This is a genomic window from Steroidobacter cummioxidans (assembly GCF_003104955.1).
In genome coordinates this window covers 1-12,507 of sequence record NZ_LSRW01000124.1, presented here as the reverse complement: position 1 = coordinate 12,507, position 12,507 = coordinate 1, and the positions used below count along the sequence as shown (strand labels likewise).

Below are 12,507 nucleotides of genomic sequence, written 5' to 3'. Positions count from 1 at the left end.
CNGGTTCGGCACGGCGCACGCGAATCAAACGACCAAGCAAACGGTGTACGCCGCGGCGATCACGGGTGAACCGTTCTCGAACTGGGCAGGTCCGGTGTCGGTGGCGTTGAGTGCCGAGTATCGCCAGGAAGATGCCACCGTGACTTCCGATCCGGTGTCGCAGGTCGGCGGCTGGCGCTCGGGCAATCTGATTCCGCTGGACGCCGGCTTTCACGTCGTGGAGGCGGCCATCGAAACGCTGGTGCCGCTGGCCAGCAACATGCGGTTCGTCGACAGCTTGGATTTGTCCGCCGCGTTTCGTGCCACCGACTACGAGATCTCGGGCAGCGTCGAGACTTGGAAGGTCGGCATGACGTATGCGCCGATTCAGGATGTGAAATTCCGCGGCACCATTTCGCGTGACATCCGTGCTCCGAACATCAACGAGTTGTTCCAGGAGTTGAACATCGGTCTCACGTCGACGTTCGATCCGGTGACCAACACCACGCCGACTCACGGCCGCACGCAGCGGGGCAACCTGGGCCTGACGCCGGAGAAGGCGGACAGCATGACCGTGGGCGTGGTGTTCCAGCCGTCGTTCGCGCCTGGCTTGAACGTGTCCGTCGACTACTGGGACATCGAAGTGAAGGATGCCATCACGTTGCTCGGTGGCGGCCAGATCATCAATCTCTGCTACGAAGGGCGGCCGGACCTGTGTCCGAAGATCACACGCGTCAACGGCGTGATCACCACGGTGGAGCAGGGCAACTACAACCTGGCTCAGCAGAACGTCAGCGGCATCGACGTGACGGCCAGTTACCGCCTGCCGCTGGACCGGATGGTGTCGAGCTGGAAGGGCGATATTAGCTTCCGGCTGTCGGGCACGCACTATCGGAAGAACATCACCGACGACGGTCTGGCCCTGCCGGATGACCTGGTGGGCACCACCAGCCAACCGGCGACGGTCTTCAATGCAAACATCGGCTACACGCTGGATCGTTTCCAGACCTCGCTGACCATTCGTGGCTTCAGCAGCACGGTGATCGACAACGACTTCATCGTGTGCCAGACGGATTGTCCGACCTCGACGCAGTTCCGGCGCACCATGGATCGCATGAACATCGATGGTGCGGTCTATTACGACGCATCGATGTCGTACGCCTTCGACAGCTTCGGTGTCGGCGAGGGGCGCGTGTTTCTGAACGTGAGAAATCTGTTCAATTCCGATCCGGAACTGATTCCCGGCTTCGGCACCACGGGCCTGCCCTACATCTACGCCCGCTCGGCCGGACGCTTCGATCTGCTCGGTCGCATGGTCCGCGCCGGCGTCAGCTTCAAGTTCTAGACGAGTGAGTCATGAGGTCGAGCATGGATATGCAACGTTGGCGTTGGGGTTCGTTGTTGATCGTCGTCACGGCGGCGCTGCCTGCCTGGGTGAGCGGCTCGCCTTCCGGATCGAATGGCGGTGCATCGGGCGGCGATTCGCCGCCCGGCGCGATGGCGTTCGCTCGCGCCTGTGCCGCATGTCATGGAGCAAGCGGCGAGGGGGACAAAGCCCCGCCGATCGTGCCGCTCGCCTATGTGGAAGATCAGGTTGCCGTGGTCGTGCGCAGTGGCCAGGGCGAGATGCCGCCGATTCCCAAGGCGGCGCTGAGCGACGCAGAGCTCGCGGCGATCGTGACTTATCTCAGCCAACTCAAACCCTGACCGGATCGGTGCCGGCCACCCTCTGCAAGAGAACCCACCAATGAGAAAACGCAGATCGAGTTTCACGTTTGGCATGACCGCGCTCACCATCGCGACGCTGGTCGGCTGCGCCAGCCTGCGGGCCGACAGCGACACCAAGGTCGGAGAATGGCGCTTCTACGGAGGAACGCTCGGCGCGCAGAAATATGCGCCGCTCGACCAGATCAACGCGAGCAACGTCAATCAGCTCAAGGTCGTGTGGCGCCAGTCGGCGTCGCCGCCGGAGGTGTTGGGGGGCGACAAGCCGCTGATGGGTAGCAACTACGAGCACACGCCGTTGATGGTGAACGGCTTGCTCTACATGCGCAGCGACGCGGGTCCGGTCATGGCGCTCGATCCGCAATCCGGCAAGGTGCTGTGGACGGATAAGAAGGCCGCCACCGGCGGCGGCAAGAGTCGCGGCATTTCGTACTGGAGCGATGGCAAGGACGCCCGCATCTTCGCGCTCGACGGTCCGAATCTCGTGGCGGTGAATGCGAAGACCGGTGCGCGCTACGCGAATTTCGGCAACGGCGGACAGGTTGATCTGAACGTCTACACCGATAGTCTGCCCAACGCACCGGTCGAGAACTATTCGTGGTCGTCCTTCCCCGTGGTGGTTCGAGATGTCGTCGTGCTCGCCGGTGTGCCTCGCGTGGCGGAGAAGAAAGTCCCCGAGGGCATGCAGGCGGCCCTGGATCCACCAGGCGACATTCGTGGTTACGACGTGCGCACGGGCAAGTTGTTGTGGACGTTCCACGTCGTGCCGCGCAAGGGCGAGTTTGGCTATGACACGTGGCAGGCAGGTTCGGCCGAGATCAACGGCCTGGCGGGCGCCTGGAGCTGGCTGACCGGCGACAACGAGCTGGGCTACATCTATATCCCCACCGAGGCGCCGTCGAACGACTTCTACGGCGGCAACCGCCAGGGCGATAACCTGTTCGGCAACTCGGTGCTGTGTCTGGACGCGAAGACCGGCAAGCGCGTGTGGCACTTCCAGACCATTCATCACGATCTGTGGGACTTCGATCTGCCGGCGCCACCGGTGCTGATGGACATTACCGTCGATGGCAAGCGCATCAAGGCACTGGCGCAGCTTTCGAAGCAGGCTTACGTGTATGTGCTCGATCGTGTCACCGGCAAGCCAGTGTGGCCCATCGAGGAGCGTCCGATGCCGAAGGGCGACGTGCCTGGCGAGTACTACTCGCCAACGCAGCCCATTCCCACCAAACCCGCGCCCATCGAGCTGCAACAGCTGACAGAAAACGACCTGATCGACTTCACACCGGAGCTGCGCGCGCAGGCGTTGGAGATCTTCCGGAAGTACGAGTCGGTGCCGGTGTTCACGCCAGCGAAGGTCGGTCGCGAGATCATCATGCTGCCGGGAACCACGGGTGCGGCCAATTGGAACGGCGCGGGCTTCGATCCGGAAACGGGAATGATGTATGTGCCGGTGATCCGCAACGCCGTGCGCACCATGCTGGAAGAAAAGAAGAACTCGCCGTACGCCTACGATCGCAAGGCGGAGTCGATGATGAGCACCAATCTGGAGTTGCCGTACGAGGATGTGAATCCGGGCCGGCCGCTCGCGGATGGCGCACCGTCGCGACTGCCGATCATGAAGCCGCCGTACGGCAGCATCGTCGCGCTCGACATGAACAAGGGCGAGATCCTGTGGCGCGTCGCCAATGGCGACGGGCCCAGAAATCACCCGATGTTGAAACATCTGAATCTGCCGCCGCTGGGCACACAGAATCGCGCGTCGCCGCTGGTCACCAAGTCGTTGCTGTTCATCGGCGAAGGCAAGAACGGCCCGAACGGTCCGAGCCGCATTCCGGCGTGGGGCGGCGGAAAAATGTTCCGCGCCCTCGACAAAGCCACCGGCAAGACGCTGTGGGAAATGCAGCTGCCCGGCGGCACGTCCGGCGCTCCCATTACATACATGGCCGGCGGCAAGCAATACATCGTGGTCGCGGTCGGCTGGAGCGATATGCCGGCCGAGTACGTCGCCCTGGCGTTGCCGTAACGGCCGAAACGCAGGCGCGTCCTTCATCAACAGATCAGAGCGGAGCTACGCGGAGTCATGAATAAGAACGTCACAGTCGGGTCTCGCTGGAGTCGCACGGCGTTGCGAGTCGCCGTGGCATTGGCCGCAGCCGGCATCGCCTCGCCATCGGTGTTCGCGCAGAACGTGCCGCCGGAGATCAAGAAACTTCTGATCGAGCAGGGTTACGGTTACAGCGGCGGGGACGGCACGCGTAAAGCCTATGAGGAGTTGCTGGCGAAAATGCCGAAGGAGGGCGTCAAGGTCAGCAAGGATCTGGCCTACGGCAAGCATGCGCGACAGAAGATCGACCTGTATCAACCGCAAGGCAAGAATCTGCCGATCATGGTGTTCTTCCATGGTGGCGGTTATACCGGCGGCGCACGCGACAACACGCCGTACGTGCATGCCAACGTTCTGACGTACTTCGCGCGCAACGGCTTCCTGGGTGTCAATGCCGACTTTCGTTTAGCGCCGGAGTTCATGTGGCCGTCGGGCGGTCAGGACGTGGCCGCGGTCGTGAAGTGGTTGCAGGAGAATGCGCGTGAACATGGTGGCGATCCGCAACGGATATATCTGTTCGGCACGTCGGCCGGCGCGTCGCATGTCGCTCAGTACGCGTTCGATCGTCGCTTCCAGCCGGCCGCGGGCACCGGCCTCGCCGGCATAATTTTGCAAAGCGGCCGCTACGTGCTGCATTCCGATCCGGACGATCCGAGTCTGCAAGGTGGCGTACAGGCGTACTTCGGCAAGGATCCCGCGACCTACGAGTCGCGCTCGGTGGTCAATCACATCCATGGCAGCAAGGTGCCGGTGATGCTGCTGCTGACGGAGTTCGACCAGCTCAATCTCGCCGCCACCACCGGAGAACTGTTCGCCGCACTGTGCAAGCGGGACGCAGGTCGCTGCCCGCGCTTCATCCAGTTGAAGTATCACAACCACGGCACGGAGTATCACCACTTCAACACCGGGGATGACTATCTCGGCCGGGAGATCCTGGAATGGATCTCGTCGGGCTTCGGCGAGACGCGCAAATTCGTCGCTGAACCTCGTTCGTAATCGTCGCGGCGTCCGTTGGGGGAGACTGTGAAGGACACCGCACTGGTCGACGGCTTCGTGGCACCGCAAAGCCCGAGTCAGCCGTTCTACAAAATCCTGTACGTGCAGGTCCTGATCGCTATCGCCATCGGCGTCGCGCTCGGGGTCCTGTATCCACACTGGGGTGAAGCGATGAAGCCGTTGGGTGACGGCTTCATCAAGCTCATCAAGATGATCATCCCGGTGGTGATCTTCTGTACCGTCGTTTCGGGCATCTCCGGCATGCACGACGCCAAGAAGGTAGGGCGGGTCGGGGGCAAGGCCATCCTGTACTTCGAAGTGGTGTCCACTTTCGCGCTGTTGATCGGTTTGATCGTTGCCAACGTGTTCAAACCCGGCGCTGGCTTCAACGCCGATCCGGCGACCCTCGATTCCGGTGCCATCAGCAGCTACACGCGCGCGGCCGAGCATCAAAGCATGGTCGACTTCCTGCTGCACATGATTCCGGACACGCTGATCAGTGCGTTCGTCGGCGGCGATGTGTTGCAAGTGTTGGTGATCGCGGTGCTGTTCGGCTTGTCGCTGTCGGCGATGGGGCCACGCGGCGAGGGCGTGCGGGCCGGCATCGACAGCGTGGCGCAGGTGATCTTCAAGCTGCTCGGCCTCATCATGAAGGCCGCGCCCATCGGTGCGTTCGGCGCGATGGCATTTACCATCGGCCGCTACGGCATCTCGGCGCTGCTGCCGCTGCTGAAGCTGGTTGCAGCCTTCTACCTGACCGCCGCTTTGTTCGTCGTGATCGTGCTCGGGCTCATCGCGCGCTGGGTGGGCGTCAACATCTTCCGTTACATCGCTTACATCAAGGAAGAGTTGTTGATCGTACTCGGCACCAGCTCGTCGGAAAGCGTGCTGCCGTCGCTGATGCAGAAGCTGGAGCGCATGGGGTGCTCCAAGCCGGTGGTCGGCCTGGTGGTGCCGGCCGGCTATTCGTTCAATCTCGACGGCACCAATATTTACATGACCATGGCGGCGCTGTTCGTCGCGCAGGCCACCAACACTGATCTCACCTTGACGCAGGAGCTGACGCTGCTCGGCGTGGCGATGATCACGTCCAAAGGCGCGGCCGGCGTCACCGGCTCCGGCTTCGTCACCCTGGCCGCGACCATCGCGGTCGTGCCGACCATTCCCATCGAAGGCATGGCGCTGATCCTCGGTATCGACCGCTTCATGAGCGAGTGTCGCGCGCTCACGAACTTCATCGGCAACGGTGTGGCGACGATCTTCGTCGCTCGCTGGGAGAACGAACTGGACCACCAGAAGATGGCGGTGGCTCTGAGCAAGAGCGACGGCGCGGCGACTCACTGAGGCGAGGATAGTTACGGCATGATTTTCCTGTCGAGATGCGTGGCAAGTGTGACGGCTCCATTCGCGCGTGCGCGGCGCGTGCTGGTCATCGCGGCATCGCTCTTAATGATTCCTGTCGTCGCGGCGAAGGCCGACGGACCATCCATCGAGCGCGGCGAATATCTCGCACGCGCCGGCAACTGCGGTTCCTGCCACACGGCGGTGGGCGGTCCGACCATGGCGGGCGGCGTTGCCTTCGAAACGCCGTTCGGCAAGATCTATTCGACCAACATCACACCGGATCCGCAGACCGGTATCGGCAACTGGACCGAGGCACAGTTCGCCCAGGCGTTACGCAAAGGTGTGCGGCCCGACGGCACCCATCTATATCCGGTGTTTCCATACACGGCCTACACCAAGGTCACCGACGAGGATGCAACTGCCCTGTTCGCGTACTTGAAGAGTATGCCGGCCGTGAGTGCCACGCCGTCGCAGAATGAGATGTCGTTTCCGTTCAATCAGCGCTGGCTGATGGGGCTGTGGAAAGCGCTGTTCTTCAACGAGGGGCCTTATCAGCCGGTGGCCGCGCAGTCGGCCGAATGGAATCGCGGCGCCTATCTGGTCGAAGGGCTGGGCCACTGCTCGGCGTGTCACTCCCCAAGAAATGTTCTCGGCGCCGAGCGTTCGAGCGCGGCGATGACGGGAGGCACGTATCTCGATCGCGTGCCGAGCGGCGAAGTGCGCCCGTGGTCGGCACCGAATCTCACCTCCTCATCGACTGGACTGGGCGAATGGTCGGTCGAGGACATCGCGGCTTATCTCAAGAAGGGCCGGAATGCGCACGTGTCGGTGTCCGGTCCCATGAACGAAGTCATTATGAACAGCACACAGCATCTGACCGACGAGGATGTGCGTGCGATGTCGGTCTACTTGAAGAGCGTGCCGGCGAACGACGGCGATGTCACACAGCCGGCATCCGGCAGCCTGATGTCGGAGGGCTCGCTGGTGTACGACGTGCACTGTGGAACTTGCCATCTGCCCACCGGCGAGGGCTCCGCAGACACCGGCACAGCGCTGGCGAGAGTCAGTCCGCTGGTGCAGGCCAACGATCCCGCCTCGCTCATCAACATCATTCTGTACGGTCCGCCGTTGCCCGAGCCGGAGCTTCCGGCCAAGTGGAAGAGGATGGAGCCGTTCGCCGACAAGCTCACCGATGAGGAGATCGCGCAGGTCGCCAGCTTCGTGCGCGGCTCGTGGAACAACAAGGCAGGCGCCGTCACCGCGGAGCAGGTCGCGAAGCAGCGGTAAAGGTAAACGATGCAAACATTGTCGATAGTAAAGGTCGAACGCAACCGGCCCGCACGCACCACCGCGACTCAGCGCGTCAACTGCACTTTGCGGGAGTTGCTGGATCAGGGCGCGTTCCGCCGGCTCGAACTGGGCAAGGCGCGAGCGGGGCGGGTCACCAATCGGATCTTCTGGCATCACGATCGCAGTTACCGGTTCATTCTCGATTTCGACGCGAGCGCGGTAGCTATGCCGGCGCTGATGCGAGCGACACCGCAACTGGTGCGCGAGCTACAAGGGCCGATGCGCCCGACCAGCGGCCTCGTGCTGGACGGTCTGGCGACGTTGGATCCGAGCAAAGGCGAGCTGCGAGTCTTCAGCCTGCGCGGTTCGCTCACGTTGTCGGTCACGGTCCTGAACAACGCGTTCGAGTATTGCACCGAGTACCTGATCCATCTGGCCGGCGCGGCCGTGCGTTCGGGTTGGACCCGCGACGCTTGATTGAGTCCATTTGACTGGAGGAGATGCTCATGAATTCAACATTGCCAGCGGCCGTCTGCGTCGCCATGCTCGCAGTGCTGGCGGCAGGCTGCAGCGGCGGATCGTCGGGAGCGGGTTCGACCGCCGCGGCCGAGGTGAAGGGCGATCCGGTACGTGGCGAGCAGCTCTACCAGCAATGTGCCGCCTGCCATTCCTTGCCAGCCAATGCAGCGGGCCCCAGGCACTGTCAGCTGTTCGGCCGCGCGGCTGGCACGGTGCCGGATTTCGAATACTCGCAGGCGATGCGGGATTCCGGGCTGGTCTGGGACGTGCGGACGCTGGACGAGTTCCTGACTTCGCCCATCACCTATGTGTCGGGCACCATGATGGGTTTCGCCGGCTTCAGCGACGCTGCCGACCGGGCCGACGTGATCGCCTATCTGCATCGCGCCAACAACGATCCCGCGACCTGCCCGGCGGGGTAGCGTGGCATCGGTTTGGACGAAGCGTGACGCGACGGGATTTGATACATAGGACCACGATCCGATGAGCGCGCCCGTCACGGCCGACCGAGCGCGGCCGAAGTCAGTTCAGAATGAGTCGTCGCAGCGACAGGATCTCGACACCTAGATCGAGCAGGGCGCGCGAAGGATCCGGCGATCCGCTGGATCCGACGTATTTGAGAGGGGCCGGACACGACCATGCGAATGACAGTGGCCTGCGTCGCTGTGTGCCTCGTTGCCGAGGTCGCGCAGTCCGCTTCCACATTTCAACGCCATGCGATCGCCATTCCAAGGGAATCGCTCGATCTGGCGTTGCGCGACCTGGCGGCACAGACGGGGCTGCAGATCGCCCGTTTCAGCGACAACGTCGATAGCGAGCTGGTGGTGGGACCGGTGAACGGCTCGTTGACGCCCCAACAGGCGCTGGACGAGCTGCTGCGCGGACAGAAGCTCAAATATCTGGTCATCAACGAGCGCATCATTGCCATCGTCGGTTGGAATGAATCGAAGCCGGCTGGCTCGAGCACGCCCAGCCACAGCGTGCAGCCGCCGACGGTGCTCCCCGAGCGAGCGGTGGAAGTTGCGACTGCCGCCACGCCGCCCATGCCCACCGTGGAGCAGTCCGGCGTGACCGAAGTAATGGTGACCGGTTCACGCATCATCCGCGATGGCTATGACACGCCCACGCCGGTAACGATCGTCGACGTCGAGATCTTCGGTCGCAGCGCCAACGCTGCGCTGGCCGACGTGCTGTACACCACCGCCGCATTCTCGGGAGGGCAGAACATTCGCGCGGGAGCGGACGTGCCCAGTTCGAATCAGGCGGGCATCGCGGGCGTGGCGTTGAGAAGCCTGGGTGGCATCCGCACGCTGGTGCTGCTCGATGGCCAGCGCTCGGTGCCGGCCGTGTCGACCGGCGTGGTCGATACAAACAATTTTCCTCAGCAGCTCATCGCTCGTGTCGAGACGGTGACCGGCGGCGCGTCGGCTGTATACGGATCGGATGCCGTCGCCGGGGTCGTGAACTTCGTGCTCGATCGGAAGTTCACCGGCTTCAAAGCCGAGCTGTCGGCGGGCGCTACCACCTATGGTGACGGCGAGAACTGGAAGGTGGCCCTGGCGCGAGGCATGCCGTTCGCCGACGGTCGCGGCCACCTGTTGCTCAGCGGCGAGCTGGTCGACGACAGCGGCATCGTGAATGGGAATGGTTCGCGCGGCTGGGCTCGTACCGCTCGCAACTACTATGTGAATCCCAGCTACGACGGCGTGAGCGGCGAGCCCGAGTTCCTGCTGGCCGACAACGTGTTCCTTTCGCAGGCGACGCACGGGGGCATCATCACTTCCGGCCCATTGCGAGGCATTGCCTTCGGCGAAGGTGGCGTTCCCTATCAATTCAACTATGGGGCGGGCGTGCCGCGCGACAACTTCATGTCCGGCGGCGACTATCGCTCGACGCTGACCGACGACGCTTACAGCCTCGCGCCTTCGCAGAAGCGCGAGAACATCTTCATGCGCGTGGCGTACGACGTGAGCGACAACTTGAACGCGTTCGTGCAGGTGTCGCGGGGCGTCTCCGAGACCTACGGTATTGCTTTTCCGCACTATCAGGTCGGCGCGGGGCCGCTCATCCTGTCGGGCAATCCATTCATCCCGGCTTCGGTCCAGCAGCGCATGACCGAGCTGGGCCTCGAATCGATCCGCATCGGGACCATGAACTACGACATGCCGTTCGTCGCGGTCGACACGATGCGCGCGGCGAATCGATTCGTGCTCGGCGCCGAGGGCAGGTTGAATGCCTTCAATACGCAATGGACGTGGAATGCGTATGCGCAGTTGGGCGAGACATCGAGCAGTTACGACACACGTAACGTCGAGAACATCCCCAAATATGCGCTGGCGCTGGACGCGGTACGCGATCCAGTCACGGGCGCGATCATGTGCCGTTCGACCTTGACGGACCCATCGAACGGCTGCGTGCCTTGGAACCCGATGGGCACGGGAGTCAACGGCCCCGAGGCGAAAAAATATTTGCTGGGCACGGCGCACGCGGATCAGACCACTCGGCAGATCGTCTATGCCGCGGCCATCACCGGCAAGCCGTTCTCGAACTGGGCTGGCCCGGTGTCGCTGGCGTTGAGCGGCGAGTTTCGCCAGGAGAAGGCCACTGTCGATTCGGATCCGGAGGCCCAGCAAGGCGCGTGGCGCTCGGGGAATCTGCAACCTTTGGATGCGGGCTTCCATGTCGCGGAGGCGGCGGTGGAAACGTTGGTGCCGCTGGCTGCCAAACTGCCGCTGATTCACAACTGGGATCTGTCGGGGGCGTTCCGCGCCACCGACTACGAGATCTCGGGCAGCGCCGAGACCTGGAAGATCGGGATGACGTACGCGCCAGTCCCCGATGTGAGATTCCGAGGCACCATCTCTCGCGACATCCGTGCGCCGAGCATCAATGAGCTGTTCCAGAATCTCAACATCGGCCTGACGGCCACCTACGACCCGGTGACCAACACGACGCCCACGCACGGCCGCACCCAGCGCGGCAATTTGAGCCTGACGCCGGAGAAGGCGGACAGCATGACCGTCGGTGTGGTGCTGCAGCCGGCATACTTGCCGGGGCTCTCGCTGTCGGCGGACTATTGGGACATCGACGTCAAGGACGCGGTGACGCTGATTACCGGCAGCAACACCATCAATCTGTGTTACGGCGGTCGGCCCGATCTGTGTTCGAAGATCACTCGGGTGAATGGTGTCATCACCACGGTCGAGCAGGGCAACTACAACCTCGCTCGGCAGAAGGCCAGTGGCATCGACGTCGATGCCACCTACCACTTGCCGCTGGCGACGCTGTTCGCCGACGCGCGGGGCGAGTTGGAGTTTCGATTCACCGGCACCCGGTACATCGAGAACGTCACCGACGATGGCATCGCGCCGCCCGACAACAGCGTCGGCATCGTCGCCGGCGTGCCTGGCCGGGTGCTGACCGCCACCGTGGCGTATGAGATCGACGATCTGGAGGCTGCGCTGAGCGTACGGTCGTTTAGCGGGGTGGTGGCAGACAACGACTTCATCCAGTGCCGCTCGAACTGCCCCGAGTCGACCGTGCATCGACGCACGTTCGATCGCCTCGGCAGCGACGGCGCGACCTATTTCGACGCTTCGATCTCCTATCGACTGAGCGGCTTGCTCGGCGGTCGCGGCGACGCCCGCCTGTTCTTCAATGTCAGGAACCTGTTCAACGAAGACCCCGAGCTGACGCCGCAGATCGGCACGTCGGGGCTGGGCTATGTGTATTCGCGCTCGCAGAACGGACGATGGGACAAGCTCGGCCGCGTCCTGCGAGCCGGGCTCACTTATCAATTCTGAGTACAGCGTGATCCGATGACCAAGTTCCTGCTGCTGATGTTGGGGCTGCTCGCCGGGCTGGCTCACAGCGCCGACCTCACCGTGAAGGTCCGCATTCCGCGCATCGCAGTGGCGGAGTATCACCGGCCGTTCGTGGTCATCTGGATCGAGAAAGCCGAGGAGCAGAGGGTCCTGCGCAATCTGGCGGTGTGGTACCAGATCGATCCCGAGAAAGACGATGGAACCCAGTGGCTGAAGGATCTGCGGCAATGGTGGCGCCGTGGCGGCAAGGAAGCGGCGACACCGATCGCTGCGTACACCGGTGCGACCCGCACGGGATCGAGCCCTTCGAGCTTACGAGTAGCGCCGGCCATGCCGATCGATGCCGTCACCGGCGCGACGCGACCCGTTGGCGAACACAGGCTGATCTTCAAAGCCGGGGCGGCGCCGCTCGGCACATTGGCCCCCGGCAAATACAACCTGACGCTGGAAGCGGCGCGTGAGAACGGCGGCCGCGAGTTGTTGCGCATTCCTTTCGAGTGGCCCGCGACGCTCAAGGTGCAGAGCACGGTGGAAGGCAAGACCGAGCTCGGCCGCGTGACACTCGAGGTCAATCCTTGATAAAGCGGCCATGAAAAGAAAAAAAAAACCGGTCGCACCCTGACTGCGTGGGTACGACCGTTGAGTGAAAGCGACGTTAGACGGCGATCGCTGTCGGTTCCCGCGTGGCTCGCAAGGCCTGTCTCTTATACACATCTCCGAGCC

At 63.1% G+C, this 12,507-nt stretch carries 9 protein-coding genes and 1 pseudogene (1 of these 10 only partly in view); all 10 read left to right on the top strand.

The window, feature by feature from the left end; genetic code table 11:
- Positions 1–1,324 (top strand): annotated as a pseudogene (locus D0550_RS34500) (TonB-dependent receptor domain-containing protein) (it extends 14 nt beyond the left edge of the window).
- Positions 1,325–1,347: 23 nt separating this feature from the next.
- Positions 1,348–1,686, top strand: a complete 339-nt coding sequence (locus D0550_RS34495) for a c-type cytochrome (RefSeq protein WP_161966234.1) — start codon at positions 1,348–1,350, stop codon at positions 1,684–1,686.
- Between the two features lie 40 nt (positions 1,687–1,726).
- Complete coding sequence (locus tag D0550_RS34490; protein WP_116813789.1) at positions 1,727–3,730, top strand: outer membrane protein assembly factor BamB family protein; 2,004 nt, start codon at positions 1,727–1,729, stop codon at positions 3,728–3,730.
- 57 nt (positions 3,731–3,787) lie between these two features.
- Positions 3,788–4,807: an alpha/beta hydrolase gene (locus tag D0550_RS34485; RefSeq protein WP_116813787.1), complete on the top strand. Its 1,020-nt coding sequence runs from the start codon at positions 3,788–3,790 to the stop codon at positions 4,805–4,807.
- 27 nt (positions 4,808–4,834) lie between these two features.
- Entirely contained in the window at positions 4,835–6,151 is a 1,317-nt protein-coding gene (locus D0550_RS34480; RefSeq protein ID WP_275129313.1) for a dicarboxylate/amino acid:cation symporter, read from the top strand.
- Between the two features lie 48 nt (positions 6,152–6,199).
- The gene (locus D0550_RS34475) at positions 6,200–7,438 is read left to right on the top strand and encodes a c-type cytochrome (RefSeq protein WP_241521015.1); all 1,239 of its coding nucleotides are present in this window, start codon (positions 6,200–6,202) and stop codon (positions 7,436–7,438) included.
- A gap of 18 nt (positions 7,439–7,456) precedes the next feature.
- The gene (locus tag D0550_RS34470; RefSeq protein ID WP_153067488.1) at positions 7,457–7,918 is read left to right on the top strand and encodes a hypothetical protein; all 462 of its coding nucleotides are present in this window, start codon (positions 7,457–7,459) and stop codon (positions 7,916–7,918) included.
- A 29-nt stretch (positions 7,919–7,947) separates the two neighbouring features.
- Positions 7,948–8,382 carry a c-type cytochrome gene (locus D0550_RS34465; RefSeq protein ID WP_116813791.1) on the top strand — a complete coding sequence of 145 codons (435 nt, stop codon included), beginning with the start codon at positions 7,948–7,950 and terminating at the stop codon, positions 8,380–8,382.
- A gap of 216 nt (positions 8,383–8,598) precedes the next feature.
- Positions 8,599–11,763, top strand: coding sequence for a TonB-dependent receptor (locus D0550_RS34460; protein ID WP_116813782.1), 3,165 nt, complete (start codon positions 8,599–8,601; stop codon positions 11,761–11,763).
- 15 nt (positions 11,764–11,778) lie between these two features.
- Complete coding sequence (locus D0550_RS34455; RefSeq protein WP_116813631.1) at positions 11,779–12,363, top strand: DUF2271 domain-containing protein; 585 nt, start codon at positions 11,779–11,781, stop codon at positions 12,361–12,363.
- Positions 12,364–12,507: the final 144 nt, after the last annotated feature.

Coding starts and splice junctions, on each gene's coding strand:
- D0550_RS34495 (WP_161966234.1), top strand. CDS start 1,348: ATGGATATGCAACGTTGGCGTTGGGGTTCGTTGTTGATCGTCGTCACG.
- D0550_RS34490 (WP_116813789.1), top strand. CDS start 1,727: ATGAGAAAACGCAGATCGAGTTTCACGTTTGGCATGACCGCGCTCACC.
- D0550_RS34485 (WP_116813787.1), top strand. CDS start 3,788: ATGAATAAGAACGTCACAGTCGGGTCTCGCTGGAGTCGCACGGCGTTG.
- D0550_RS34465 (WP_116813791.1), top strand. CDS start 7,948: ATGAATTCAACATTGCCAGCGGCCGTCTGCGTCGCCATGCTCGCAGTG.
- D0550_RS34460 (WP_116813782.1), top strand. CDS start 8,599: ATGCGAATGACAGTGGCCTGCGTCGCTGTGTGCCTCGTTGCCGAGGTC.
- D0550_RS34455 (WP_116813631.1), top strand. CDS start 11,779: ATGACCAAGTTCCTGCTGCTGATGTTGGGGCTGCTCGCCGGGCTGGCT.